This is a genomic window from Psychrobacter sp. T6-5 (assembly GCF_052258485.2).
Classification (GTDB): Bacteria; Pseudomonadota; Gammaproteobacteria; order Pseudomonadales; family Moraxellaceae; genus Psychrobacter.
The window spans coordinates 125,598-150,803 of sequence record NZ_JBQQEY020000001.1; the positions used below are offsets into that span (position 1 = coordinate 125,598).

At 44.4% G+C, this 25,206-nt stretch carries 26 protein-coding genes; 18 read left to right on the forward strand and 8 right to left on the reverse strand.

Annotation, left to right across the window (positions count from 1 at the left end; translation table 11 throughout):
- The first annotated feature begins 80 nt into the window (after positions 1-80).
- From ACTXGK_RS15145 to coaE, 3 genes are all read left to right on the forward strand, one after another.
- Positions 81-1,304, forward strand: a complete 1,224-nt coding sequence (locus tag ACTXGK_RS15145) for a type II secretion system F family protein (RefSeq protein ID WP_443514748.1) — start codon at positions 81-83, stop codon at positions 1,302-1,304.
- 7 nt (positions 1,305-1,311) lie between these two features.
- Positions 1,312-2,214 (forward strand): prepilin peptidase, encoded by a 903-nt coding sequence (locus ACTXGK_RS15150; protein ID WP_443514749.1) that lies wholly within the window; start codon positions 1,312-1,314, stop codon positions 2,212-2,214.
- A 104-nt stretch (positions 2,215-2,318) separates the two neighbouring features.
- Positions 2,319-3,005: a dephospho-CoA kinase gene (coaE, locus tag ACTXGK_RS15155; protein ID WP_443514750.1), complete on the forward strand. Its 687-nt coding sequence runs from the start codon at positions 2,319-2,321 to the stop codon at positions 3,003-3,005.
- Here the strand turns inward: coaE and rlmB are convergent.
- Complete coding sequence (gene rlmB / locus ACTXGK_RS15160) at positions 2,968-3,738, reverse strand: 23S rRNA (guanosine(2251)-2'-O)-methyltransferase RlmB (RefSeq protein ID WP_443514751.1); 771 nt, start codon at positions 3,736-3,738, stop codon at positions 2,968-2,970. The two genes, coaE and rlmB, sit on opposite strands and share 38 nt — an antisense overlap.
- A 246-nt stretch (positions 3,739-3,984) precedes the next feature.
- Positions 3,985-4,320 (reverse strand): pyrimidine/purine nucleoside phosphorylase, encoded by a 336-nt coding sequence (ppnP, locus tag ACTXGK_RS15165; RefSeq protein ID WP_058023616.1) that lies wholly within the window; start codon positions 4,318-4,320, stop codon positions 3,985-3,987.
- A 719-nt stretch (positions 4,321-5,039) separates the two neighbouring features.
- On the opposite strand from ppnP, the gene recN reads away from it, so the two are divergent.
- The 7 genes from recN to ACTXGK_RS15200 all read left to right on the forward strand — a co-directional run bounded on the left by recN (position 5,040) and on the right by ACTXGK_RS15200 (position 10,425).
- Positions 5,040-6,719: a DNA repair protein RecN gene (gene recN / locus ACTXGK_RS15170; RefSeq protein ID WP_443514752.1), complete on the forward strand. Its 1,680-nt coding sequence runs from the start codon at positions 5,040-5,042 to the stop codon at positions 6,717-6,719.
- Positions 6,720-6,877: 158 nt separating this feature from the next.
- Positions 6,878-7,441, forward strand: a complete 564-nt coding sequence (locus ACTXGK_RS15175) for a YqgE/AlgH family protein (RefSeq protein ID WP_058023618.1) — start codon at positions 6,878-6,880, stop codon at positions 7,439-7,441.
- A 64-nt stretch (positions 7,442-7,505) separates the two neighbouring features.
- Complete coding sequence (ruvX, locus tag ACTXGK_RS15180; protein WP_443514753.1) at positions 7,506-8,087, forward strand: Holliday junction resolvase RuvX; 582 nt, start codon at positions 7,506-7,508, stop codon at positions 8,085-8,087.
- A gap of 86 nt (positions 8,088-8,173) precedes the next feature.
- On the forward strand, positions 8,174-8,677 hold the full coding sequence (locus tag ACTXGK_RS15185; RefSeq protein WP_443514754.1) for a hypothetical protein: 504 nt from the start codon (positions 8,174-8,176) through the stop codon (positions 8,675-8,677).
- Positions 8,678-8,734: 57 nt separating this feature from the next.
- Positions 8,735-9,061, forward strand: a complete 327-nt coding sequence (gene tusA, locus ACTXGK_RS15190; protein WP_443514755.1) for a sulfurtransferase TusA — start codon at positions 8,735-8,737, stop codon at positions 9,059-9,061.
- Between the two features lie 18 nt (positions 9,062-9,079).
- The gene (gene xerD / locus ACTXGK_RS15195; RefSeq protein WP_443514756.1) at positions 9,080-10,018 is read left to right on the forward strand and encodes a site-specific tyrosine recombinase XerD; all 939 of its coding nucleotides are present in this window, start codon (positions 9,080-9,082) and stop codon (positions 10,016-10,018) included.
- Between the two features lie 68 nt (positions 10,019-10,086).
- A complete protein-coding gene (locus ACTXGK_RS15200) occupies positions 10,087-10,425 on the forward strand; it encodes a DUF3817 domain-containing protein (protein ID WP_443514757.1) in 339 nt (112 codons plus the stop codon).
- Position 10,426: 1 nt separating this feature from the next.
- On the opposite strand, the gene ACTXGK_RS15205 is transcribed toward ACTXGK_RS15200, so the two are convergent.
- Positions 10,427-10,873, reverse strand: coding sequence for a PH domain-containing protein (locus ACTXGK_RS15205; protein WP_443514758.1), 447 nt, complete (start codon positions 10,871-10,873; stop codon positions 10,427-10,429).
- Positions 10,874-11,102: 229 nt separating this feature from the next.
- Here ACTXGK_RS15205 and ACTXGK_RS15210 point away from each other — a divergent pair, with 229 nt between their 5' ends.
- On the forward strand, positions 11,103-11,723 hold the full coding sequence (locus tag ACTXGK_RS15210; RefSeq protein ID WP_443514759.1) for a class I SAM-dependent methyltransferase: 621 nt from the start codon (positions 11,103-11,105) through the stop codon (positions 11,721-11,723).
- 166 nt (positions 11,724-11,889) lie between these two features.
- Here the strand turns inward: ACTXGK_RS15210 and ACTXGK_RS15215 are convergent, their stop codons facing one another.
- The gene (locus tag ACTXGK_RS15215; RefSeq protein WP_443514760.1) at positions 11,890-13,044 is read right to left on the reverse strand and encodes an epoxide hydrolase family protein; all 1,155 of its coding nucleotides are present in this window, start codon (positions 13,042-13,044) and stop codon (positions 11,890-11,892) included.
- Positions 13,045-13,294: 250 nt separating this feature from the next.
- On the opposite strand from ACTXGK_RS15215, the gene ACTXGK_RS15220 reads away from it, so the two are divergent.
- Together ACTXGK_RS15220 and ACTXGK_RS15225 are read left to right on the forward strand one after the other, a co-directional pair.
- Entirely contained in the window at positions 13,295-13,936 is a 642-nt protein-coding gene (locus ACTXGK_RS15220) for a TetR/AcrR family transcriptional regulator (RefSeq protein WP_443514761.1), read from the forward strand.
- 50 nt (positions 13,937-13,986) lie between these two features.
- Complete coding sequence (locus tag ACTXGK_RS15225) at positions 13,987-14,925, forward strand: NmrA family NAD(P)-binding protein (RefSeq protein ID WP_443514762.1); 939 nt, start codon at positions 13,987-13,989, stop codon at positions 14,923-14,925.
- A 108-nt stretch (positions 14,926-15,033) separates the two neighbouring features.
- Here the strand turns inward: ACTXGK_RS15225 and lptG are convergent, their stop codons facing one another.
- Both lptG and ACTXGK_RS15235 read right to left on the reverse strand, forming a co-directional pair.
- Complete coding sequence (gene lptG, locus ACTXGK_RS15230) at positions 15,034-16,242, reverse strand: LPS export ABC transporter permease LptG (protein ID WP_443514763.1); 1,209 nt, start codon at positions 16,240-16,242, stop codon at positions 15,034-15,036.
- Positions 16,242-17,531, reverse strand: coding sequence for an LPS export ABC transporter permease LptF (locus tag ACTXGK_RS15235; RefSeq protein WP_443514764.1), 1,290 nt, complete (start codon positions 17,529-17,531; stop codon positions 16,242-16,244). The genes lptG and ACTXGK_RS15235 overlap by 1 nt, the downstream gene beginning before the upstream one ends.
- A 499-nt stretch (positions 17,532-18,030) precedes the next feature.
- Here ACTXGK_RS15235 and ACTXGK_RS15240 point away from each other — a divergent pair, with 499 nt between their 5' ends.
- The 4 genes from ACTXGK_RS15240 (at position 18,031) to sstT (ending at position 22,608) form a co-directional block, all read left to right on the forward strand.
- Positions 18,031-18,648 carry a cysteine hydrolase family protein gene (locus tag ACTXGK_RS15240; protein WP_443514765.1) on the forward strand — a complete coding sequence of 206 codons (618 nt, stop codon included), beginning with the start codon at positions 18,031-18,033 and terminating at the stop codon, positions 18,646-18,648.
- A 298-nt stretch (positions 18,649-18,946) separates the two neighbouring features.
- A complete protein-coding gene (locus ACTXGK_RS15245) occupies positions 18,947-20,605 on the forward strand; it encodes a leucyl aminopeptidase (RefSeq protein WP_443514766.1) in 1,659 nt (552 codons plus the stop codon).
- Positions 20,606-20,680: 75 nt separating this feature from the next.
- Positions 20,681-21,148 carry a DNA polymerase III subunit chi gene (locus tag ACTXGK_RS15250; RefSeq protein ID WP_443514767.1) on the forward strand — a complete coding sequence of 156 codons (468 nt, stop codon included), beginning with the start codon at positions 20,681-20,683 and terminating at the stop codon, positions 21,146-21,148.
- 257 nt (positions 21,149-21,405) lie between these two features.
- On the forward strand, positions 21,406-22,608 hold the full coding sequence (gene sstT, locus ACTXGK_RS15255) for a serine/threonine transporter SstT (protein WP_201599453.1): 1,203 nt from the start codon (positions 21,406-21,408) through the stop codon (positions 22,606-22,608).
- Positions 22,609-22,688: 80 nt separating this feature from the next.
- Here the strand turns inward: sstT and ACTXGK_RS15260 are convergent, their stop codons facing one another.
- Positions 22,689-23,012: a chaperone modulator CbpM gene (locus ACTXGK_RS15260; protein ID WP_443514768.1), complete on the reverse strand. Its 324-nt coding sequence runs from the start codon at positions 23,010-23,012 to the stop codon at positions 22,689-22,691.
- 93 nt (positions 23,013-23,105) lie between these two features.
- Positions 23,106-24,125 (reverse strand): DnaJ C-terminal domain-containing protein, encoded by a 1,020-nt coding sequence (locus tag ACTXGK_RS15265; protein ID WP_443514769.1) that lies wholly within the window; start codon positions 24,123-24,125, stop codon positions 23,106-23,108.
- A gap of 679 nt (positions 24,126-24,804) precedes the next feature.
- On the opposite strand from ACTXGK_RS15265, the gene ACTXGK_RS15270 reads away from it, so the two are divergent.
- Positions 24,805-25,167: a septal ring lytic transglycosylase RlpA family protein gene (locus ACTXGK_RS15270; RefSeq protein WP_394209698.1), complete on the forward strand. Its 363-nt coding sequence runs from the start codon at positions 24,805-24,807 to the stop codon at positions 25,165-25,167.
- Positions 25,168-25,206: the final 39 nt, after the last annotated feature.

Here is a 25,206-nt window from a genome sequence, read left to right on the forward strand (position 1 = left end):
AGTATACCAGCCAATGATTTTGTCTGGTATCCTGATTTATGTTTGCAATATCTATATTAGACAATTTCGAGGGTAGTAATATGGCAAAAGCTAAGACTGACATGCTGTTGGACTTTGTCTATGATGGCGTGAACCGACGCGGGCAAAAGGTTAAAGGTGAAACCACTAGTCGTAGCTTAGAGTTAGCCAAAGCAACTTTGCGCAAGCAAGGGATCACGGTTAAAGGTATTAAAAAGAAACCAAAACCGCTCTATACCTTCAAAAAATCAATTAAAGCCATTGATATTGCGATTTTTTCTCGGCAGTTGGCAACAATGATGAAAGCAGGTGTGCCGCTGACTCAGTCCTTTGAAATTGTGGCTGATTCCCTTGATAATCCGAGTATGAAAGACTTAGTGCTACAAATTAAAGCTGATATCGAAGCAGGTGGTACCTTTGCTTCCGCCCTACGTAAACACCCTCGTTACTTTGATGATCTATTCTGCTCACTTGTCGAATCTGGCGAACAATCAGGTGCGCTAGAGACCATGCTTGAGCGCGTAGCGACTTATAAAGAAAAAAGCGAGCTATTAAAAGCAAAGATTAAAAAAGCAATGAAATATCCCATTGCTGTTATTGTGGTGGCTATTATCGTTACTATGATTCTATTAATAAAAGTAGTACCTGTCTTCTCAGGTCTATTTGAATCCTTTGGCGCAGAGCTGCCCGCATTTACCCAGATGGTGGTTGGTATGTCTGAATGGATGCAGTCATGGTGGTTTATTTTAGTTATCATTATTGGTGGCTCTATTATCGGATTTTCAGAAGCCAAAAAACGCTCCAAAAAATTCCGTGATTTTTTAGACCGTGCTGTACTAAAAGCACCGATATTTGGCAATATCGCTTACCAGGCTGTTATTGCTCGTTTCGCTCGTACTTTATCTACAACATTTGCCGCTGGTGTGCCTCTCATTGAAGCACTAGACTCTACTGCTGGTGCGACCAACAATGTCGTGTTTTATAACGCCACTCAGCAAATTAAAAACGACGTCTCTACTGGTCAGCAATTACAATTTTCAATACGCTCAACCAACTTATTCCCAAGTCTGGCTATTCAAATGGTGGGTATCGGTGAAGAATCTGGTAGCTTGGAAGAAATGTTAGATAAAGTCGCTGTCTACTACGAAAACGAGGTCGACAACGCCGTCGATGGTTTAACCAGCTTGATGGAACCACTCATTATGGCTGTACTGGGCGTATTGGTCGGTGGTTTGGTCATTGCGATGTACTTACCAATCTTCCAAATGGGCTCAGTCGTAGGATAATGATTTAATGCAATTTATAACGTTACTACAAGAAAATATAACTTTAGCCTTGGTCGTATTTGGTTTATTAGGTCTTTGTATTGGTAGTTTTTTAAATGTCGTGATTCATCGTATCCCGCTTATGATGATTTCTGGTTGGCGACAAGAATGTAGCCAATTTATGATTGAACAGGCAGATATGCCACGCGAGCATACGCTACCCATAGCGAATATCGTAGCTGCTGACCAACCCATTACTTTGAGTCGACCTGCCTCACGCTGCCCCCATTGCGCTCATAAGATTACATGGTATGAAAACATACCCTTAATCAGCTGGCTGGTATTAAGAGGGCGCTGCTCAAACTGCAAAGCTGCGATTGGTCTGCGTTATCCTGTAGTTGAGTTAGTAACCGCCTTACTATCGGTGCTCGTGATCTACAAGTTCGGCGTCAATGCAACTGGATTGTCAGCGCTCGTTTTAGTGTGGACACTAGTGGCTCTAACAGGCATTGATTTTGATACGCAGCTACTACCCGATCGCCTGACCTTTCCATTAGCAGGTCTAGGATTGGCGGTCAACTCACAAAGCTGGTTTGTCTCGCCAACGCAGTCGATATGGGGATTGCTCTTTGGATTTTTATCACTATGGATCGTCGTCAAAGTATTCTACTTAATCACTAAGAAACATGGGATGGGACAAGGTGATTTTAAATTACTAGCAGTATTAGGTGCTTGGCTCGGCCCCATGATGTTGCCATTAATTATTTTATTATCATCCTTGCTTGGGTCGATAGTCGGGATAATCTTGATGAAAAAACAAGGTGAGAGTAGGCCTTTTGCCTTTGGCCCTTACATTGCTATCGCGGGCATTGTTGCTTTGTTATACGGCTCAGATATCGTCAGCTGGTATCTTGGTATGTATACTTACTAAGTCTTGATAGTAAGTTTTCTACCCTAATCTATAAGCACAATTATTGATAAGCAATTTCTTTACTAGTCACTGCTTTTACTACCTCTGTCAAATAAGCCATCATTATGTCAAATAAAGTCGCACAATCTTATTCGCGTCAACCACAAAGTCTACAGACAAAAAACAAGACGCTCGTCGTTGGTTTAACAGGCGGGATCGGTAGTGGCAAATCCGCTGCTAGTGCTTGGTTTGCTGAGCAAGGAATCGATATTATCGATGCCGATGTGATCGCTCATGAGATCGTTACTAAAGGCAGCGACACTCTACGCAAAATCCAAAAAAGATTCGGTGATTGGGTATTGAATGGTGATGGGTCAATGGATAGAGCCGCTGTACGCTCGCATGTATTTGCAAACCCTGAAGCGCTTATTGAGCTTGAGGCGATCACGCATCCAGCGATACGTGAGACAGCCAAAGCACAGTTAGAGTCTAGTACCTCATCTTATGTGGTATTGTCCGCACCTCTACTCATCGAGGGGGCTGAAGCGGGCCTTGCCAATTTGTGTCAACGTATCCTTGTGATGGATGCCACCGAAGACACGCAACTTGCGCGTGCCAGTCAGCGTGATGATCAAAGCATACAGAAAATCAAAGCCATTATGACCAACCAGCTCAGTCGTGAAGAGCGCAATCGTTACGCAGACGATGTCATACTCAACGAGAGCGACCTTGCCTCTCTATACTTACAGCTAGAACCCTTACACCAAGAGTACCTTACGCTTGCCCAGCAGCTAAAGTTCGCTGGCGATTAACCTCATATAGAGCCATACCAGTAGCGACGCTTACGTTTAAGCTTTGTAGATTACCATGCTCGTTTCCTGACATGGGAATATAGACCAGTTCATCGCAGCTCTCCATTGTCAGGCGGCGCATCCCCTCTCCTTCTGACCCCATGATGATGGCAGTTTTACCAGTCAGATCAGCGGCGTGTATAGGCTTCGCATCGGCATTGAGCGCCGTACCAAACACAAATACTCCTGCGTTTTTGATTTGCGAAAGTGTACGTGCCAAATTGGTGACACTAATAATTGGCATCATTTCTGCGGCACCAACCGATACTTTAGCAACTGTGGGCGTCAGGCTTGCTGCATGGTGCTTTGGACAAACCACAGCATCCACACCCATAGCCACTGCGGTACGTAGGCAAGCGCCAAAGTTATGTGCATCTGTGATTTGATCTAGCACTAACAATAAGCACTGTTCGCGACCAATAATGGTATCAAGCAGAGCTTCATCAGCAAAACCTAGCGGACGCGCATTGAGTACCACGCCTTGATGCTGCGGGCTACCACATAGCTGTGTCAGCTTATCTTTTTGGGTCGGCTGGATACTGATACCATTAGCTTCCGCCTCAGCCATAATGGCTTGTACATGGCTGTCACTCTCGCGTCCCTGTTGCACAAACAAGCTAAGACCATCCAAAGGACGATGTTTAAGTAACGCATCAATGGCATGAATGCCGTAAAAATAAATGGGTTTTGCCATAACAGGCCTATTAAATATCAGGTGGATATCGCGCTAAGCGATGGAATAAGAAGAATGTCATTGGCATTGAGTACTGCAACTCGTTGGCAATGAAGGAGCGACTGAGTCAGCACTAAAAACGGAAATAAACAATACCAGTCTGATATTGTTTATTGTTTGGTCATTAATATTTGATGGCGTTAGCTGTTCACTGATGATACTAGCTTAACCGCACCCAATGTTAACTTAATCGCATTGTTGATAATATCAACCTTCTAAATGGCAGACATACTGGACGATTTCTTCGGTACGTAGATTGAAACCGCTATTGCCCTCGACGACAAACGATTGACCAGCACGGTAGTAGCTGAACTCGTCATCACCATTAATTTTCACTTCACACTCGCCGCCGGTGATTTCAATACGCTCGGATGTATTGGTGCTAAAGTGATAATGCTCAACCAAGTTATCACAAGGTAAGATCACGCCCAAGGTTTTGTGACGACCGTCTTCAAACATAATGGTATGGCTGGAACAGCGACCATCATAAGATACTGTCGCTTGGGCATTAACTGTTACGTTAGTAAATTGCGCCGCTGTCATAGTGGCTTCCTTATCAAATAATTATGGTAAAACTAAAAAATAAGTAACTGGTTACCGCTAGAGCTGCATCATCGACACACCTCTCTGCACTAAGTACGGTATCCTTCTCTACTAGATATCTGCGTGCTAAGAGTAGCCACAGGTTCTATGAAAACGCTTTGGAATAATGATTGATTGGCATACTCTTCTCACTATACGCCTGTAATTTTACAAAATCATGACTCGTTGTCATGCACCGTATTTCATCAATATAACAAGAAGAGTTTATCACTATGTGAGATTATGCTACCACATTATCTCTATGAAGTTTGTTAAAGCGACTAGGAAAATACTGTTTAATGCTGAGTTCAAATTGACTTATTTATCTGCTTTTGTGCCATTAACGCATCATTATACTGGGTCTATTTTTATGAATTTTGTCCAAAATCGCGCTTAGTATATAGACATGATTTTGCTATAATCGGTCCTCTTAATGATTGATATTACAGCGATTACTTATTGCCAGTTTTTGATAATTTTGGGGTAATCTTCCAACCACAAATTCGATTATACACTCCCTTAACGTTTGTATTTAAGCACATTTAGCACCATACTGTTTGACTACAATATTTATCTATTTAGTGTCGTTAAATGGATAAATTCATTTCTTTATTTACCTTATTTTATAGATGGCTTCTTGAGATTTATACGAAGTTCATTGTCTGTCATGAGAGGCGTTGATGCTAGTATCATTAACTTTACATCAGTTTGCGTTGATCGCTCAGCATGAGCTGAGTGTCGCTGAAGGCTTCAATGTCATCACTGGTGAAACAGGGGCTGGCAAGTCGTTATTGCTGGATGCACTATCCTTGTGTGTCGGTGCACGCGCAGACAGCGCGATGGTCAGACATGGCGCAGACAATGCAGACATTTATGCTCAGTTTGATGTAGACAACAACAGCGTCATTGCCGAATGGTTTGCCAAAAATGATCGGGCGCTAGACGAGCCTGAAGTACTTATTCGGCGGCAACTGAGCAACACTGGTCGCTCAAAAGCATGGTTGAATGGTTCGCCCGCCAGTTTGGCTGAGCTAAAAAGCTTGGGCGCATTACTGGTCAATATTCATAGCCAACATGCTCAGCAAGCCTTACTTAAGCCGCAGTTTGTGGTGAATTGGCTCGATGAGATGGCACAAATAACGCCACTCGCGCGTCAGACAGCCAGTAGCTATCAGCAGTATCAGCAGCTAAAGCGTCGCGCTGATGATATTGCTAGCCGCGAGGCTCAGCGTCAAGACCGTATTCAACTTTTACAAAGCCAACTGGCAGACATCACCCCTCTATTGGCTGTGGACTATGCAGAAGTTGAATCTGAGCACGAGGAGCTCTCTAATATTGAAGCCTTAATGCAAGAGGCCAGCCATGGCTTGCATCTGCTCGACAATGATACCGATGAGCCAGATGTGATGACCTTGCTCGGGCAAGCAATCAAGCTTTGCGATCATCAAGTTGGTGTCAGCCAAACCTTTGAGCAAGCCTCTGAGCAGCTGCATTTGGCGCAGCAACAAATCACCGAAGTAACGGCGCTACTATCAGATTATGCCGAGCAGCAGTTACCTGACCCTGAGCGCTTACAAGCACTAGACAATCTCATCAGTTTGGGTCATCGCTTATCACGTAAGCACAACTTGCCAGCGAGCGATTTGATTGATGAAGCAAAAGCTTGGCAGGAGCAATTAGAGCAGTTAGAAAACGAGCCGAGCAGTGATGCGATGGCCGCGCAAATTGAGCAAGCTTGGCAGGATTATCTAGCACTGGCCACACAGCTAAATAAAGAGCGTACAAAGGCGGCACCAACCATTAGCAAACAGCTTATTGAGCAACTACAACCGCTTGCCTTACCTAATGCGCGCTGCGAGTTTGTTTTTACCAAAAAGACAGAACCTAGCCAGTACAATGCACACGGTTGCTACGATATTGATTTATTGTTCAGTGCCAATGTCGGTATGCCCATGCAGCCACTGCATAAAATCGCCTCAGGTGGTGAGCTGTCGCGAATGGCGCTGGTCATGCAAGTCTTGCAGGCAACTAACGCTGATAACAATGCCGCCAAACCTATGCTGGTATTCGATGAAGTCGATGTCGGTATCAGTGGCGGTACGGCGCAGGTGGTCGGCGAGCTACTACGCGCGCTTGGGCAAACGCAGCAACTGCTCGCCATTACTCACCAAGCACAAGTCGCGGCGCAAGCGCACCAGCACATCTTGGTACAAAAGCACCATCAAGAACAGACTGAAAGTGAGCTGATCATCCTGACCGACAGCGCGCAGGTAGATGAGCTGGCGCGTATGTCTGGTGGCGTTACGATCACTGACGTGACTCGCGATCATGCTCGTAGCTTGCTGTCTGATGTCAAATAACACATTAACTGTCGTTAAATCATCCAGCACTATTCATCAAAAAAAGTACTTGCTAAATCTTTGTGACTATCAATAGCAGTTGGCGTGAATCTTGCTTTTCTATTGGTTATCACCATATAGTGGTCTCTCACCCTTATTATTCGGTTGCGTTTGTTTCTATGTCTAAAACCAATTTGACCCATCATTTCTTAATTGCGGCACCAGAGCTGTCAGACCCAAGGTTTGAACAGGCACTCATTTATATTTGTCGCCATGATAATCACGGTGCACTAGGTCTAATGGTCAATCGTCCGTTAGAACAGGCGCGAGTGGGTAAACTGCTAGAAGATTTGGATATTGAGGTGACCGATCCGCAAGTGATGGAAGATGTGGCTTTAGAAGGTGGCCCTATGTATCCTGAGGTAGGCTTTGTGCTGCATACAGGTCAGCCTGAATGGGCGTCTTCTTTTGCGATTTCAGAGAATGTCTGTATCACCACCAGCCAAGATATTCTAAAGCGTATCGCGGCAGGTCAAGGCGTCGGTCACTATCAACTGTGCTTGGGTCATGCCAGCTGGGGCAAAAAACAGTTAGACCAAGAACTGGGTAATGGTGATTGGCTCGTTTGCCCTGCCGATCTGACTTTATTGTTTGATACGCCGTTCGAAGAGCGCTGGCAAATCGCCGCTGACAAAATCGGCGTCAATTTTGACTATCTTAGCAGTGACATCGGTCATGCTTAATAGCACATGTTCTATGAATTGCGCTCTATGAATACAGATAAAAAAATAAAGGATAGCCGTCACTATGGTGGATAGTACTTTTATGGTGGATAGCACAGAAGCTACAGATCATGATCTTGATATAAATGACATTGACAGTAATGAGTCTAACATCAATGGTCTTAGCGACTCTGAGCCAGAAATAAAGCCGCATCTTATTTTGGCGCTAGATTATGGCGTCAAAAAAATGGGCATGGCGCTCGGTAATAGTCTTACTCAAACTGCACGCGCTTTTGATATCTTGGCGATGAATAATGGTCAGCCCGACTGGGACAACCTCATCGGTATTATAAAAGTCTGGGGCGTGGCACAAGTCGTGGTCGGCCTGCCACTTAATATGGATGGTAGCAGCTCCATGCTCTCAAAACGCGCACATAAATTCGCGCGGCGTCTGGCTCATAGAGTTATGGAGCAGCACTTGCCAGTGACCGTATCATTATGTGATGAGCGTTTAACCTCTATCGAAGCAAGAGAAATCGCATGGAATAACGGCTGGATTAAGCATGCACGTGATCCGATTGATGATATCTCTGCTTGTATCCTGATGTCGACCTACTTTGCGGATCCAAATAGTAGTATCGCTATTGATGCGGTCAAAGCAGACTAATTAGGCAAAATAGATAAAAGACACTTTTGTTTCTGTCGCACCATTTTGCTACATCGTACCTATTCACAGATAAATGACTGATTACTATGACCACTGCCCTAGACCAAGACTTGCACACTAAGTCGCAACATGGTTTTGCTCCGCTTGCTATTGCTCGTATTAGAGGCGCGCAGCGTGCAAATCAGATAGCGATCTATCTCATTTATGCGGCCATTTTGGCCTTTATAGTCTTTGGCACCATTGCCAGTATCAAGATGTTCCATGACAATCAACTGCTGTATCAACTGTTTTACAACCTGCCCTACGCCTTGGTTGCGTTGACCATTCCCATTACGCTTTATGATGCGTTTGTGGTTTATCGTTATCGCTTAAACCAACCCTCGATGATTGCCATGAGTATTGGCGTATCGACTATCATATTGATCGGTGGCTTATTATTTGCTGATACGGCATGGTTAGGGCTGTCCTGTTGGCTTGGTGTGGCATTTTTATTCAAGGTCAGTTTCAAGCGCTTTTTCAACTTCTTAGACGTGGCAAATACTGACGAAGAGACAGCAGCCATAGACAATCTAGACAGTACACCCCAGTAAGCGATTAAACAAACGATCCATTCTTACACCCATTTATTTAGCTTTACGATAACAACTATGACTACTTCTATACCAGATACGACTATCGACCATCACTTAGATACGCAAGGCCTGATCTGCCCTGAACCTGTCATGATGCTGCACCGAGTCATCCGCAAAGCAGATAGCGGTGAGGTGATTGAGATACTGGCCACTGATCCTGCTACCACGCGCGACATTCCAAATTTTTGTCGTCATCTGGGTCATGAGCTAATCGGTCAAGAGACACTGGCTGAAAATATCAACCTAGATGCTGACCCCGATGAAATCACTGTTGATGGCGATGACACCGCACCTACGAACGTGACGCTGTATCGTTATGTGGTGAAGAAAAAAAGTGCTTAACCTATATCTGAGCGTCCTATGAGCCGTGACCGCGCCGTACAGCAAAGGCAACCCAAAGCGCTGGCAGTCGATGATGAGCCGTCTTATATGACGGAGTTTCGTCAAGCGATGCTGGCGCGTGGTCTAGCAACGCGTACGCGTAATGCATATGTCCGCGACTTGCGTTCTTGCGAGTTGACCAACCCAATCGCCCTGACCCGCTGGCAGCCTGATGATGTGCTGCATTGTCTCTCAATACTCGCTCAAGATAACAAAACACCGCGCACGCAAGCGCGTATGCTCTCAAGCCTGCGTCAGTTCTACTTGTGGATGATAGCGAGTAACCTACGCGAGGATAATCCCTGCGAGCGTATCAAAAGCCCAAAGCTCGGACGCCCTTTACCAAAAGATTTGGCCGAGGCTGATGTCGATAATCTCCTTGCCGCACCTGATACCAGCACCGCACTTGGACTGCGTGATAAAGCCATGCTAGAAGTGCTCTATGCCTGCGGTTTGCGCGTCAGTGAGCTGATTAATCTGTCACTTGAGCAAGTCAATCTAAACTCTGGCTGGCTACAAATCACAGGTAAAGGCAATAAAACCCGACTGGTGCCACTCGGTGAATACGCCAGCGATGCGCTAGAAGATTATTTGTCGCATGGGCGTGGCGATTTGATTGCTCATCTAAAATCTGGCAATTGCCAAGCAGTGTTTTTGACCGCGCAAGGTGGTTATATGACGCGGCAAAACTTTTGGTATTTGCTCAAAAAATACGCCAAAGTGGCTAGTATCGATAAGGAACTATCACCGCATACCTTACGTCACGCCTTTGCCACTCATTTGCTTAATCATGGTGCAGATTTGCGAAGTGTGCAATTATTGCTTGGGCACAGTGATTTGTCTACCACACAGATTTATACCCATGTAGCAACGGCAAGATTGCAGCAGTTACATGCAGCGCATCATCCACGTGGATAGCCTTTTGGGTAGCTTGGTGAGTAAAATTGTCATTAAATATTGATTCATGATCGTCAGAGGAATACACCGTGTCGCAAGCTCAGCCATCTTCCAAGCCTACTCTCACCAAAGCGCAAGAATTTGCGCTAAAAAAACTGACCATTATGGGTTATTTGGAAGGCACGTCTTTTTTGCTGCTACTGGGTATCGCGATGCCACTCAAATATATGATGGATATGCCTGAAATGGTGAGCTATGTCGGCCCTGTGCATGGGGTGTTGTTCATCGCCTATATTGTGGTGCTCTTTATCACGGCGCATAAAATTAAAATGCCGCTGTGGGCGTTGCCTGCTGGCGTGCTTGGTTCATTTTTGCCCTTTGGGCCGTTTGTGTTTGATTATGTGTTAAAGAAACGGTTGAGTAAGTAGTTTAGAAATTATATTTTTTCTCTATCACTATTTTAGGATTACGTGCCTGTATCTCTTGATAAAAGCGCAGCTTGTCTTTTGGCGATATCAATACTTCTTTGTTCCGATATTCTATTTTGAGTCTATCCAATGATAGCGCTGGCGCAGATGTCATGCTTCGAGTTGGTGTAATATGATTGATATCTGCCAGCTCAATGGTTTGAGTGGACAAACCACTATCTACGTACAATTGGCTATCGGTTAAGGTGTATTTAGTACCAAAAAAAGGCATAAGCATCAGTGCTGCAAAAGGCAGTAGAATAACCATTAGGAGTATGTTTCGCATACGTGAATCGCTTTTGCCCCAGCGCCATTCCCATAATGGAATGAGGATAAGTGATAAACTACCGACCCATAAAATCAACGCGATCCAGAAGTCGACTTTAGATACAAATATAATGTCTGCCATACATACTACTTCAGAACTATCAGATTAAAGTTGAGTGTAAGCCTCTCACCTAATCTTGCCAATATCTTTTTTCTATGTATTTTCTACACGCTAAATTTGGCAACCATAATGATTCCCGTAATACGATGCTGCAAACCCGCCCTTTTCTCGCTACAATACTCGTCATACGATGCGCACTGTCTAATTGGACAACGCACCCCCTTTTACCTATCTATTATTTGAGACTCCCATGAGCCACCCACTAAATCATAAGCCACCTGCTGACCTATTAAAAAATGCCCAACACTGGCGCGAAGACATTAACTTTAGTCAAGACGTGCTGGGTAAGCCGTTTGATTTTGCGACGACATGGGGTATTTTTTCACCGCAAAAGCTCGATGATGGCAGTTTGATGCTGCTTGATTATGTAGACTTCCAAGACAATGATGATTCAATCGACTTGGGCTGCGGCTATGGCGTGCTTGGTATGACGGCAGCACGTGAATGTCCGAATGGTCAGCATACTTTGATTGATAAAGACTTTATGGCAGTAGAATATGCGCGTCTGAACTGCGAAAAAAATGGTCTAAAAAATGTCGATGTGCATTTATCGAATGGCTTTAATCATGTGGCAGCGGACAAAGACTTTAGCCTTGTGATGTCGAACTTGCCTGCCAAAGTCGGCAAAGAGCAGCATTATCTGTATTTCCTCGATGCTTATGCCCGCATGCGTAAAGGTGGGCGTTTTTATGTGGTGACCATCAATGGCTTGCGCCAGTTTATGAAACGCTCGTTTACCGAAGTGTTTGGCAATAGCGAAAAGATCAAACAAGGCAAAACCTATACGATTACCATGGCGACCAAAGAATAATAGATGTCTTTGGTGATACATTGCTGCAAGTAATGACAGATACCATAAGCAAAGTTTTAAAACATACTGTATTTGTGAAAGTAGCGCCTGCTATAAAAGATATGGCGTTACTTTCACAAACCACCAGTATTGCTACTTCAAACTCAATTCAGTGAACGCTTTTAAACTAGCGTAGCGATCGAAACGTCTCGCGTAAGTCATCAACGAACGCTTCAGGTGCCTCCATTGCGGCAAAGTGCCCGCCTTTTTCGTGCTCAGCAAAATGTACAATGTTGTCAAATCGGGCATCAGCCCAGCGCCGTGACAGTCGCACTTGCTCCCCGCTAAACATAGAAATGCCTATTGGCGTTCGCATCTTCTGCTGTTCCCTATCATTGTCAGTCATCGCCTGCGCCGCCTCCCAATAAAAACGTACAGAGCTCGGTCCTGTATTGGGCAACCAGTACAGCATGATGTCATCTATCATCTCATCGAAAGAAAATACCCATTCTGGATTGCCATCACTATCTGACACATCTTGAAAAAGCGCATAAATCCATGCAGCAAGTCCCACAGGAGAATCAGCAAGCGAGAAGGCAATCGATTGCGGTCTGGAACATTGTAGCTTCATATAGCCTGAAAACTCTTGATCGTAACGCTTAGCGTCTGCCAACATAGATTTTTCACTGGCATCAGCATTTGCCACTTCTGCATCCGTTGGCTGAAATGGTACAAAATTAAGATGAATACCCGCAAGCTCGTTGGGTGCCATCTGACCCAATATCATTGTCACCATCGCACCCCAGTCACCACCTTGTGCCGACCATCGCTCATAACCCAAGCGCTGCATTAAAACTTTCCACGCCATTGCCACTCGCATTGGATTCCAGCCAGACTCTTCAGGTTTGCCCGAAAAGCCGAAACCTGGTAGCGAAGGAATCACTAAATGAAAGGCGTCTTCCGCAGTGCCACCATGTTCAGTAGGATTGACTAGGCGATCAATCACATGGCGAAACTCTAACACCGAACCCGGCCAACCATGCGTCATCAGTAGCGGCATCGCCTCTTTATGTGGCGAACGAATATGCAGAAAATGAATCGATATGCCATCTATCTCGGTGACATATTGCCCCCAGCCATTCAGTAATCGCTCACAACATCGCCAATCATATTGTTCAGCCCAATACGCTACCAGCGCCTGTATTTTAAGTAATGGCGGTCCTTGTCTACCGTCCTCGACAGAGCTTTTGGTTGGCCAACGCGTGCGAGACAAGCGCGCTTTTAAATCATCAAGGTCAGCTTGAGGGATATCTAAAACGAAAGGCTGGATAGTATTTGGCATGGTCTTTCCTTAATGAAATATCAAACTATAATAGAAACCATCAGATCTGTATAGAATTAACTATACGCTCAAGTGTAGTTAATATACAACGTAAAGAGAATATTTTTTTATTAACAGTAGCAAATTCTCATTATTAGTCTGTAGAAGCAGTTTATTTTAAAAAAATATCATCACTGGATAAAAATTGGCTATAATTAATCTAAACATAATCGTTTAGTTAAATAACTGTATTTCTAGTGGAACACAAAAGATGAGTAGTGGAATAACAAGCGCAAAGAAACCACCGAAACGTAAAGGTGGGCGACCTTTACTTTCAGAAGTGATCAAAATAGACGCCCGTATTTTGGTAGCGGCAACGGCTTTGTTTCTTGAAAATGGCGTAGATGGGACAACGTTTGAAGCCATAGCAAGTAAAGCAAAGGTGAGCAAACCCACCTTGTACGCTCGCTACAGCAGCAAGTCTGAGCTTTTTGAGGCGATGATTCGATCGAATGTCGCCTCTGCTATGCCATCAGTCACAGATTTGCCCAATGGTCTGTCTACTGAAGAGACTTTACGCCTTGTGGGCCAAAAAATGATTGAAGAAGCGACTAAGCCAATACCGTTAGGATTGATGCGTCTATATATTACTGAGTCATCTCGCCATGGTACTTTGATTCGTGAGGTGGATTATATTGGTCGTGAAGCGGCAGTCGCCATGATCTCAAAAGCGCTTGAACCAACGCTAAATTATGAAGCCGATCATCATGCTCGGCTCATTGCCGAAAAATTTATCGATATAGCTTTTATCCCTTATTTGATGAGGAGGTTGCTTGGTGATACCGAAAGCTCGCTCAATCTGAGGATTGACGAGGCAATATTATGTTTAAAAGCCTTAGGTTTACTTAATTAAAGTCTGTGTTTTCGCCCTTTTTCATGCAACTGCTATTGGATGTTTCTATTATGAAAAAACGAACTGCATCATCAACGAACACCGACCGTCGGATTTTTGCGATTGCTGGCGGTAGTGGTGATCTCGGTCTACGAGTTATCGAAGCCTTATGTCAACGCGAGGTAAGCGTGCGCGCCCTTGTTCGTAAGGAAACGTCCTCTGATATTTGCCATCTCATCAAACAAAAAGGGGCCGACGTTTATCTCGTTGACTTTGATGATGTGCTGGCGCTGACTACCGCGTTGGAAGGGGTATACTGTGTGATATCGACCCTTAATGGTTTGGAACCTGTCCTAATTGATACTCAAGGAAAGTTGTTAAATGCCGCTGTTCAGGCAGGTGTGCCGCGCTTTATTCCTTCTGATTTTTCGCTAGACTTTACCAAAACGACAGCAGGACAAAATAGGAATATGGATATCAGGCGCGACTTCAAAAAACGCTTAGATGCCACACCTATTCAAGCAACCTCGATATTGTGTGGCGCATTTACAGATCTGCTGACAGGACAAGCACCTATCGTCATCAAAAAACTCAATCGGATCTTGTATTGGGGTAATCCTGACCAAGCGCTGAACTTTACCACCAGAGATGATGCTGCTCATTTTACCGCACTGGCTGCTATGGATGACGATGCTCCACGGATTCTTAGGATTTCAGGGGATACCGTGAGCGCAAACGCTCTCGCCAACATCATGTCAGCTTTGACAGGCTCTCATTATAAGACACTACGCGCAGGTGGGATGAAGCGGCTGGGCCTACTCATTACCTTGGCACGTAAACTAGATACGCAAAAAACAGACGTGTTTCCCGTTTGGCAAGGTATGCAATATATTCGAGATATGTTCAGTGGACGCGGTCAACTGGAGCCGCTTGATAACGAACGCTATGGCAAATACGCTTGGACAAGGGTGCAAACGGTGCTTGCTTCCGATCAAGATGACGAGCATTGATGGTAAGTCGCTAGATTTAGATATCACTATGACATATAGCTAAAAAACAACAAAGCCCGTCAAAACTATACTGTCTTGACGGGCTGCTTTATGGTGGACTGCCCTGTTTTACATCTGGCGCTTAATTAAGTAGCCACCAAGCGCTGCACTGCCGATAATCGGCAATAACACCATAAGCATGGGCGAGAATCCTGTAGCAAGCGATATAAATCCAACCAAGTCCTGAATGTAGCTAAAGAGCAAACCGAACAGCAAAGCCACCACAATACGTAAGCCTAAGCTATGCGTCCGTAGCGAGCCAAAGACGAATGAGCAAGCAACGATGACCAGCGACAATATCGATAAAGGTGATAATAGCTTTTGCCAAAACGCCACTTCATGGTCCAAGGAGCGATTACCCTGTTGGCGCATAAAGGTGCGATGCTCGTACAGCTGCGTCAATGACAAGTCCTCTGCCTTGCGCGTTAGCAAGTAAACAGACTCTGGGGCGAATGGTAAGCTGAGGGTATCTGATGGTGAAATGGCTTGGCTACTCTCAAAGCCCTGATTAATGCTAAGCTTGACCATATCATTTAGCTGCCATTCGTAGCGATACTGCTCGCTTGGCTTGTCACTGGTCACATCGATAGGCTCACGCCCCGTATACTTTCCACCATTAGCATGAACGGCCGTTTGTAGATTGCCGTTGTTATCTAAATGCCAACGTTTTACCTCACCGATATTACCCGCAACATCAGCATAATCGATATACAAAATATCGCTGCCATCAGGTGTCGCGCTGCCATCCGCTGCACTATCAAATCGTGGCTGTATCGTCCAATAGCCGCGCACCGAAGTGACTAGCGAGGTGTTGTCCTCATCATTGATTTGCTTTGCCAATTGGTTAGAAGACGGTAGGACGAACTGATTGATAGCCAATGCCAGTAGCACAAAAATCAAAGCAGGTTGTAACACCCAGCCGACGATTCGATAAATACTGACACCAGCCGCACGCATGACGACCAGCTCGCTTTTATTAGCAAGTAAGCCCAATCCTATGACGGCACCGAGTAGCGCACCCGTTGGAATAAACTGCTCTAAGAAGTAGGGTGATCGATAAAAGATATATTTAAGTGCCTGACCCATCGTATAACTGTCATCTAACGAATCGAGCTCTGATAAATAAGAGAATACCAACTGCAATGCCCATAAACCAACGACGGCCGCGATAATAGCAAGCAAGGCGTTGAGTTTGACATAACGGCTAAGGACTTTTAAATTGGCAGGTTTTTTAGCCAACTGACCAGCCCCTGCAGACTTAGCAAATAAGGAGCGCATTAAGACTGCCCTCCTTGTGAGCTATTGTGTTGATTGTCCAGACTGCTGATAGGCGCGGCAGCGGCGAGTCTATTTTCTTGTTTGCGAAAGCGCAATCGATGTTGCACACGGCTGCCCCAATTCAAATAAAGCGCTAGTGCCATAAAGCCTAAGACCAGCCATGCATATGCCCATACACTGATGCTGCCTTTGCTCACGGCGTTTTTAAGCGAGATGATGCCTAGCGCACAACTGACAAACAATAAAATAGAGGGAAATAGACGCAGCCAACGCCCTTGACGTGGACGCACTTGCGCAAGCGGTACGGCCAGCATCGGTGCAATAATCATCAGCCACGGCAATGCCAGACGGTAGCCAAGCTCACCTTGGGCAGCGCGTAGCGCATTATTGGTGCTAGCTTGCGCGTCACCTGTTGCCGCCTGCCATAGAGGTCCAATCGGCTGGGTTTCAATATTGTCTTCAGTGATGACGTCTTGCGAGGATTCGGTGAGCGTGATGCGATAACGATCAAAGGCGACTTGATTGTACTTTAAGCTGCCGGCGCCCACTTCGTAACGACGACCTTGGAATAAGTCCAACTGGGTCACGCCACTATTGCCAGTATTGACCTGCTCAGCACGCTTGGCGAGCGTAATGGTATCTTTACTGATGTCTTTTGTATCTCTATTTATAATATCTTTTGGCATATCAGAGATGCCCATTTGATCAGCGGTTTCTTGATCAATGGTATTATTCATATCAGCACTTTTGCCAGCATTGCCCTTTGGCATCGGCTCAGATTGGATCAGTATCACATCTTGCAGTTTTTTCTTATCATCGCTGAGACTACCCACGTATAGATGGTAGTTACCGCTGCTGATAAACTCATTTGGGCGAATCAAATCAAACGCACTGGTCAATGCTTGCTGCTGCCACACCGCCTCGGATGAGCGCACGCCCCATGGTTTTCCTACGATAGATAGCGCCGCCTCACCAACGAACAACGCTAATATCAATGGTGTCATCAGGCGAGCCAGCCTACCGCGAGACACGCCGCTGGCATTGATGACAGCCATTTCTTGATCGACATATAAACGACCAAACACCAGCATCAACGCGATAAAAAAGGCTAGCGGTAATATCAATTCCAAAAAGTACGGCAGGTTGTACCCAATAATCGTGAATAGTAGGCTGATATCCAAACGTCCTTCAGCAGCAATGCCAAAATAACGTATCAAACGACCGCCAAGCATCATTACTACCAAAAACCCCAGCACCAATGCAGTGGTCGAGGCAACTTGTCGAGTCATATAGCGGCGTAATATCACAATGGGTACTCTTAAACAGTTGGTATGCGCATGATTGATTGGGGATTTATCGTCATATTTGAGCACAATAACAATGCATCATAGGCATCATATACGGTCAAACAAACAGTCAAATAATACTGACAATTACTGAGTGACTGATTAGTCCTACTCAACAAATACAAGCGACAAATATAACCGCTAATCCTAGCATGTTTTGCCTAAAAATGGCTGTGAAATGTGTTTGCAAACATTACGTACACCTTACTGATAGCGCATTACTATTAGCAGACGATAAATATATCAAATATTGGATAAATCGTTAGTGAAATCTTATATGGAATTGGTTTAACAGTGTTTTCTCCAATACGTTTTTTATTTATTTAGTTTGGAAAGGTTTGTTTGTCATTCGTATCATCGAACCTCTATCTCTGTTATTAATTGCTAGACTGACTGACGGATAAAAATAATTTTATGTCATCTAATGTAATGGAGAATACCAATGACTAATACCACATCTACGCCCGCAACCCTACTTGAACTTGCTGGTGGTCAGTTCGATACGCTTAATTGGTCAAATTGCGCTATCGTACTTATCGACTATCAAAACGAATATATTGATGGCGCGATGCCACTGGGGCAAGCGGGTGCCAAAGCGATTGATAATGCGCGTCAATTGCTTGATAAAGCCCGCAAGCAAGATGTCCCTATCTTTCACATCACCCATCATGGTGCAGAAAATGGTAATGTCTTTGATCCCTTATCATCTAACGTTGAGATTGTTGATCAGTTAAAGCCGCATGATGGCGAAACCGTGATTGTCAAAAACCATCCCAATGCGTTTTATGATACGCAGCTACAATCACTACTCTCCTCTGCAAACAAACAACAAATTATTTTTGCAGGTTTCATGAGTCACATGTGTGTCAGTTCAACCGCCCGCGCCGCATTCGATTTGGGCTTTGACAGTTTTGTCTGTCACGACGCCTGTGCCACTCGCGATCTCCCAAGTGCATCAAAAGAAGCCATCAGTGCTGATGTCATGCATGACACCGCGATGGCAGCGCTACAGGACAGATTTAGTGCGTTAGTGATGACTGCTGAATTAATTAATGATTAATAATTAATTCGACACACTAATAGCAACTGTAATAAGTGCCGTATCTCATCATTCAATGCGCGTCATGAGCTAAGACTTATTATGAACTAGGAATCGGCACATATATCGTCGTATTGTAGTGTTAATTGACACAGCAATATTGTTCGGACTTATTACCTAACCCTTGCAAACTGCGCACCATCATCGCAATATGCTACACTATCGTGATTGCTCTATAGGCCAAATAATCTAATAATCTAACAGGCATAAGCAATTGCACTAGCTCTATCATTCTCATAACTCTAATAAGGATAACTATATGAATATCAAATTATCTCAGCATCTGCCAAAGACGCATACGCAAAAAATTCTCAAAAAAGAAGCCAAAAGTAAAGACGACGCTTGTCTGGTTGTCTTGGTTGATGACAAGAAAAACATCCTAGCCGACTCTGTGTTGACTGACTATACCGCTCGTATTGAGCAATTGATTGAAGTCTCTCATTTTAAGGGAACAGCCTGTGAGACCGTTGCTGATTATGCATTGGCAGGGGATAAAAAAACCACCAAACAAAACCCTGTACAGCTGTTATTGGTTGGTGTCGGTAACACGGACAAATTCAACAATACCGTACTGCAAAAAATTGCCAAAACCATCTATAGCAGCACGCAAAAGCGTGTATCGTCTATTACCGTTGCGCTAGGTGATGCGCTAGAAGAAAGCCATTTTGGTCAATTTGCCCTAAACCTATTGGCAGCCAGCTACCGCTTTGACAAATATAAATCTGAGCAAGCGACGCCTGTATTGACTGATGTTTATCTATTGGCAGATGACTCACTACAGCCTGCACTCGCATTTGCTGAGGCAGTATTCGCCGGTCAAAGCCTCACTCGTGACGTCGCTAATGAGCCAGGTAATATTTGCTTCCCTGCGTATATGGCAGAACAAGCACAAGAACTTGCAAAAACCTATCCTGATCTATTGACCGTCAAGGTATTGGGTGAAGAAGAGATGTCAGCGTTAGGGATGAACTGCTTTTTATCAGTGGCCCAAGGCTCTACCAAAGAAGGTCAGCTTGTCATCATGGAGTACCGCGGTAAATCCTCATTTAGTGCAAACGCTGGCACCACTGAGCAGACGATTAGCAATGCTAAAGTGACTGGTCTAAAAAAAGCGCTCACTGATAAACTACCAACCAAGAAATCTGCTAAGAAAGCCGACAAAGCTAGCGACGATAATGCACAAGCTAGCAATGATGATGCGCCTATCGTCTTGGTCGGTAAAGGCATCACCTTCGATTCAGGTGGTATCTCAATCAAGCCAGGTGCGGCAATGGATGAAATGAAGTTTGACATGGGTGGCTCAGCTTCAGTACTTGGTACTATTAAAGCCTTATGTGAAGCTCGTCTACCAATCAACGTTGTCGGTGCGCTCGCCTGTGCTGAGAACATGCCATCAGGTGATGCCACCCGTCCAGGCGATATTGTCAAAGCAATGAATGGTAAATCTGTTGAAATCCTGAACACCGATGCCGAAGGTCGCTTGGTATTGGCTGATACCTTATGCTATGTACAACGCTATAATCCAAAAGCCATCATCGATGTTGCAACGTTGACGGGTGCTTGTGTGGTTGCACTAGGCCATGTGCGTTCAGCAGTCTTTAGTAACGATGAAGATGTATTGTTTGATCTAGAGAATGCGAGCAATTTATCAGGTGATCTTATCTGGCACATGCCACTAGACGACGAGTATCAAGCACTGATTGACTCACCTATTGCTGATATCCAAAACATCGGTGGTAAAGGTGCGGGCGCAGTGACTGCCGCTTGCTTCTTGTCTCGCTTTATCGAAGAAGGTCAGGCATGGGCGCATTTAGACATCGCTGGTACCGCATGGAACTCAGGTAAAGATAAAGCCGCGACTGGTCGTCCAGTACCGCTATTTATGCAATACCTGAAAAACAGCGCGGATATGGCTTAATCGATCAATGGCAGTGCATTAACGACCGTCTATTGATAAATGCTATTTTATAAAACACTTTATGAAAACCATTCTATGAAGATCAGTTTTTATGTATTAAGTGAGAATAAAGCCCAAGATTTCTTGGGCTTTATTTGTCAGTTGACTCAGACAGCACTGAACAAAAGCACGCAGTCTTTGCTGATTCTTGTCGACGATGAGACATTACTGTCAACGTTAGATGAGGCGCTTTGGGCACAAGATGCCACGAGCTTTATCCCGCATCAATGCTTCTCAGATATTCATCCTGAAGCTACTGACTATGATGCCAACAAGTCGCTAGCGCCCGTATTGCTCGGCAGTTATATGCCAGCAGACTTTAGTGGTATCGTGCTCAATACGACGACGCGTCCGGTGACTGACTTTATGGCTGCGACCAATAATGCCAAGCCATCTCGAGTCCTTGAGCTCATCAGACCTGATGCCACCAGTACCCAAGAAGGTCGCCATAAATATAAAGCCTATCAGCAATTAGGCTATGAGTTGACCCACTTTAAGGTATAGCGCTGCCGTTCACTTCTCTCTGCGCTTCATCACTACTTTTAATACCTCGTTAACTAGCCATTTGCACTAATTAGCCTTCGTCTATACTTGCTCCACATTTGAGCACACTCGCTATATTTTGCCTGTTACCCTTCGCTTTATACATCGCCTCCACTGCTATGAGTGGTATGCGAATATGTCAAAAAATGCTACCATCCCTCGATAAATTTTTCGCTCAAACAATTCATTTACTTTTGACAAACGTCGAGGATGTACAAATGCGTTCATTGATTGCGATGTATCAGCGTATCGGGCTGGTGCCGCTCATTATTATTGGTTTGGTGTTAGGGGTGCTGATCGGTTGGCTCGCACCAAGTATCGGTACGGCCATAGGCCTTCTTGGTACGCTGTTTGTCGGCGCGCTAAAAGCAGTAGCTCCTGTACTGGTGTTCATTCTGGTCATGGCAGCGATTAGCCAGCATCGCAGTGGCAATGAAGTCTACGTAAAGCCTGTGCTTATCATGTACATGTTCGGCACTTTTTTGGCAGCGCTAACAGCAGTCGGTGCCAGCTTTTTATTCCCGACTGACTTAGTATTGATCAACGCTGATATCGCACAAGTACCACCTGCCGACTTAAAAGAAGTGTTGACTAATTTGTTGATGAATTTGGTCGCCAATCCGGTCAATGCCATCGCAGAAGCCAATTATATCGGTATCTTGGCATGGGCAATCATTATTGGTTTTGCCTTACGTCAAGCCAGTGACACAGCGCGCACTGTCGTTGGTGACTTTGCTGATGCCATCTCACAAGTGGTTAAGTGGATTATTGCCCTAGCGCCGTTTGGTATTTTGGGCTTGGTTGCTAGTACGGTCGCTGAGACAGGTTTTGCTTCTTTAGCAGGTTATGCTCGAATTTTGATGGTGCTCATCAGCTGTATGCTATTTATCGCTCTGGTCGCAAACCCGCTTATCGTTCTTGTTAAGACGGGTAAAAACCCATATCCATTGGTATTTAAATGTCTACGCGAATCAGGAATTACGGCATTCTTTACACGCAGTTCAGCTGCCAACATTCCTGTGAATATGAACCTTGCACGCAAACTGGGTCTACATGAAGATACTTATTCAGTGACTATTCCATTGGGTGCGACCATCAACATGGCAGGTGCTGCGATTACTATTAACGTGTTGACGCTTGCCGCCGCTCACACGTTGGGTATCGAGGTGACATTTGCTTCAGCGCTGCTACTCAGTTTAGTCGCTACGATTAGTGCTTGCGGTGCTTCTGGTGTTGCTGGTGGTTCGTTGCTACTTATTCCACTGGCAGCGAGCTTGTTTAGCATACCGAACGACATCGCCATGCAAGTGGTTGCGATTGGTTTTATCATCGGTGTGATTCAGGACTCAGCAGAGACGGCTTTGAACTCGTCAACTGATGTATTATTTACCGCAGCAGCTGATCCTACTTATTCACGTTAATTTTTAGCAAAGCAGTTTCTGTAAATATAAAAAAGGGCCCTTAGTAGGCCCTTTTTTTATGCGGTATTTTTAGGTTTTAACTACTTTAAATTGTCTACATCAATTTCTATGACTGGTGTTTGTATCTCTATTTGACGCTTGAGTTGACGTAGCTGCTCAACCTCATCTAACAGCTCAAGTATCAATCCAATGGCAGGTACGCTGGCATCAAAATCACGGCTGAGTCGTGAGGCACGGCGCACGGTTGTCAGCTGATAGCCAGTGAATTGCTCACGTTCTGGCACATCGTATTCAATAATACTTTCTTCAATCAATTCGATGACCCATTGACGCTCTTGGCCACAAGCAGAGACAAGCTCATCTAAGCTCATAATGATATCGGTAAATTCAGTCGAGTGGTTCATAGCTATTATCCTCGTTTTCTCTTTATTTCATCCTTGGTGCATTCATCTTTATGACTAACTATAATGATGAATGTCGACCATCAAGCGCATGGATTAACGGTTGATAGTGGTGTCGGCAAAGGCTTGCTTGAGCTGCTCATAAGCCTGTCTTGCCGCATCGCTACTGACATCAGGGTTGATGATATTTAAGGTTAAGTATAAGTCGCCCGCTTGTTTGGCAGGGATACCTTTGCCCTTTAGACGTAGATTGCTACCCGACTTACTGTTTTTGGGAATATTCACACCAAGCGTGCCAGCTGGCGTGCTGACATTGATTTTTTCACCCAGTGCGGCTTCCCATGGTGCGATATTGACAGTCTGGTAAACGTCTGCACCTTCTATACGAATATTGGCATCATGGCGAATTTTAACTTTTAAGAACAAGTCACCATTTTTGCCGTTGCTACTGCCAGCAGCACCTTGTCCGCTCAAACGAATTTGCTTACCATCGGTGATGCCTTTTGGAATTTTGATTTTGAGCGTCTTGTTGTCGTAGCTCACCTCACCATTAGGCTGACGCACAGGGACGTTTAGCTTGATGCTATAGTCGTCACCTTGATAGACTGAAGAGAGATCGACCGTAATCTCGGCATGCTGGTCCTGACCTTTGCTATCTTGTGCACCAAACCCACCACCGAACTGATCAAAGCCACTACTTTGAGAGCGACCACCTGCCTGTCCACCAGCCGACCCACGGGCACCGCGACCAAACGCTGAAAAGATATCATCGAAGCGAAAACCACCATCGCCAAACGCTTCACCATCGCCGAACTGACCTTTGATGTCTTCCCAACGAAAGCCGCCTTGGCCTGCACCAGCCTGTCCACCAAAACCACCCGCACCGCTTTGCCCTGCAAATGGGTTGTTCAACATCGCATCGTATTCAGCGCGCTTTTCTTCATCTCTAATCGTTTCGTAAGCGTTATTAATCTCCGCAATCTTGTTATCAGCATCTGGATCATCGCTGACATCAGGGTGAAACTGACGTACCAGCTTACGGTATTTTTTTTTGATATCAGCGGCTGAGGCATCTTTTTCGACCCCTAAAATTTCATAGTAGTTTTTCTCTGCCATGTTATTTTTCCTCAAAATAAAAACGCATTAGCGATATCGATCCGCCAGTTTCGGACGATACAGTATAGACAACTACTGGCTCTCGATATGACCATTTTTTATAGTCCACACTTCATGATAGCAATAATAAAAATAAATACCGTTATATAAATATTACCAGTCATGACGTGAAGTTGTGCTAAGAATTTAAAATACAGATAAATAAGTATTTCTACTTTGAGAGGGATATTTTTTAATTTATAAATGTTTTTTATAAAGCGCTCAAAATAGTATTTAATTCTTTATATTGGTATTTTAGAAACAATTTAGAAAGGTTTACTTACATTTAATTGTCAGTGTCTTGATAGGTATAAACCGACTTAATGATGCTATATCGATAGTCTTTGTATTTATATATTACCTATTTACATTATATTATTCGCTTTCTAGTATTTTGTTGACCTCTTTATAAGAATCACTCTCTATAAGCGCATTTGTATCAATTATGACATTACTTTTTTTACCAAAACTGTCTTTTTCTTCTTAAAAAACAAGTATTTGACCTGATGAGTTTTTTACACAGCTGTAATAATATGACAATCTCATTCTTGTAAAATCCCCTCATTATTCATACTCGTAGGGGGTATGACAACATAGGCAAGAGTAGCTGTCTATCTCATAAACTGCTTAAAGGTAATGAATGTCTTATTTAATCAAGTCTTTGGTTGTCACACTATCACTGTTACTGAGCACAACTCTTTTTGCTGCTAACACCAGTTATTATGGTAGTAAGTTTCATGGCAAACGCACTGCAAGTGGTAGCATATTCAATATGAACTCTCTCACCGCGGCACACAAAACCCTGCCGTTTGGTACAAAAGTACAGGTGACCAACCAAAAGACGAAAGAAAGTGTCGTGGTCAAAATCACAGACCGAGGCCCCTATATTAGAGGCCGTATTCTTGATTTATCAAAAGCTGCTGCTAGTCAAATAGATTGCCAGCTTTGTACAACTACGATGAAAGTACTGTCTTATGGTGATGGTAAGTATCGTAAAGAATAATGTTGCAAAAAACGATGTAAAAAAAGGGAGGGCTGATGC

What these genes read in the sequence shown, in the direction of transcription:
- ACTXGK_RS15145 (WP_443514748.1), top strand. Translation starts at nt 81, where the DNA reads ATGGCAAAAGCTAAGACTGACATGCTGTTGGACTTTGTCTATGATGGC.
- ACTXGK_RS15150 (WP_443514749.1), top strand. Translation starts at nt 1,312, where the DNA reads ATGCAATTTATAACGTTACTACAAGAAAATATAACTTTAGCCTTGGTC.
- coaE (WP_443514750.1), top strand. Translation starts at nt 2,319, where the DNA reads ATGTCAAATAAAGTCGCACAATCTTATTCGCGTCAACCACAAAGTCTA.
- rlmB (WP_443514751.1), bottom strand. Translation starts at nt 3,738, where the DNA reads ATGGCAAAACCCATTTATTTTTACGGCATTCATGCCATTGATGCGTTA.
- ppnP (WP_058023616.1), bottom strand. Translation starts at nt 4,320, where the DNA reads ATGACAGCGGCGCAATTTACTAACGTAACAGTTAATGCCCAAGCGACA.
- recN (WP_443514752.1), top strand. Translation starts at nt 5,040, where the DNA reads ATGCTAGTATCATTAACTTTACATCAGTTTGCGTTGATCGCTCAGCAT.
- ACTXGK_RS15175 (WP_058023618.1), top strand. Translation starts at nt 6,878, where the DNA reads ATGTCTAAAACCAATTTGACCCATCATTTCTTAATTGCGGCACCAGAG.
- ruvX (WP_443514753.1), top strand. Translation starts at nt 7,506, where the DNA reads ATGGTGGATAGTACTTTTATGGTGGATAGCACAGAAGCTACAGATCAT.
- ACTXGK_RS15185 (WP_443514754.1), top strand. Translation starts at nt 8,174, where the DNA reads ATGACCACTGCCCTAGACCAAGACTTGCACACTAAGTCGCAACATGGT.
- tusA (WP_443514755.1), top strand. Translation starts at nt 8,735, where the DNA reads ATGACTACTTCTATACCAGATACGACTATCGACCATCACTTAGATACG.
- xerD (WP_443514756.1), top strand. Translation starts at nt 9,080, where the DNA reads ATGAGCCGTGACCGCGCCGTACAGCAAAGGCAACCCAAAGCGCTGGCA.
- ACTXGK_RS15205 (WP_443514758.1), bottom strand. Translation starts at nt 10,873, where the DNA reads ATGGCAGACATTATATTTGTATCTAAAGTCGACTTCTGGATCGCGTTG.
- ACTXGK_RS15210 (WP_443514759.1), top strand. Translation starts at nt 11,103, where the DNA reads ATGAGCCACCCACTAAATCATAAGCCACCTGCTGACCTATTAAAAAAT.
- ACTXGK_RS15215 (WP_443514760.1), bottom strand. Translation starts at nt 13,044, where the DNA reads ATGCCAAATACTATCCAGCCTTTCGTTTTAGATATCCCTCAAGCTGAC.
- ACTXGK_RS15220 (WP_443514761.1), top strand. Translation starts at nt 13,295, where the DNA reads ATGAGTAGTGGAATAACAAGCGCAAAGAAACCACCGAAACGTAAAGGT.
- ACTXGK_RS15225 (WP_443514762.1), top strand. Translation starts at nt 13,987, where the DNA reads ATGAAAAAACGAACTGCATCATCAACGAACACCGACCGTCGGATTTTT.
- lptG (WP_443514763.1), bottom strand. Translation starts at nt 16,242, where the DNA reads ATGCGCTCCTTATTTGCTAAGTCTGCAGGGGCTGGTCAGTTGGCTAAA.
- ACTXGK_RS15235 (WP_443514764.1), bottom strand. Translation starts at nt 17,531, where the DNA reads ATGACTCGACAAGTTGCCTCGACCACTGCATTGGTGCTGGGGTTTTTG.
- ACTXGK_RS15240 (WP_443514765.1), top strand. Translation starts at nt 18,031, where the DNA reads ATGACTAATACCACATCTACGCCCGCAACCCTACTTGAACTTGCTGGT.
- ACTXGK_RS15245 (WP_443514766.1), top strand. Translation starts at nt 18,947, where the DNA reads ATGAATATCAAATTATCTCAGCATCTGCCAAAGACGCATACGCAAAAA.
- ACTXGK_RS15250 (WP_443514767.1), top strand. Translation starts at nt 20,681, where the DNA reads ATGAAGATCAGTTTTTATGTATTAAGTGAGAATAAAGCCCAAGATTTC.
- sstT (WP_201599453.1), top strand. Translation starts at nt 21,406, where the DNA reads ATGCGTTCATTGATTGCGATGTATCAGCGTATCGGGCTGGTGCCGCTC.
- ACTXGK_RS15260 (WP_443514768.1), bottom strand. Translation starts at nt 23,012, where the DNA reads ATGAACCACTCGACTGAATTTACCGATATCATTATGAGCTTAGATGAG.
- ACTXGK_RS15265 (WP_443514769.1), bottom strand. Translation starts at nt 24,125, where the DNA reads ATGGCAGAGAAAAACTACTATGAAATTTTAGGGGTCGAAAAAGATGCC.
- ACTXGK_RS15270 (WP_394209698.1), top strand. Translation starts at nt 24,805, where the DNA reads ATGTCTTATTTAATCAAGTCTTTGGTTGTCACACTATCACTGTTACTG.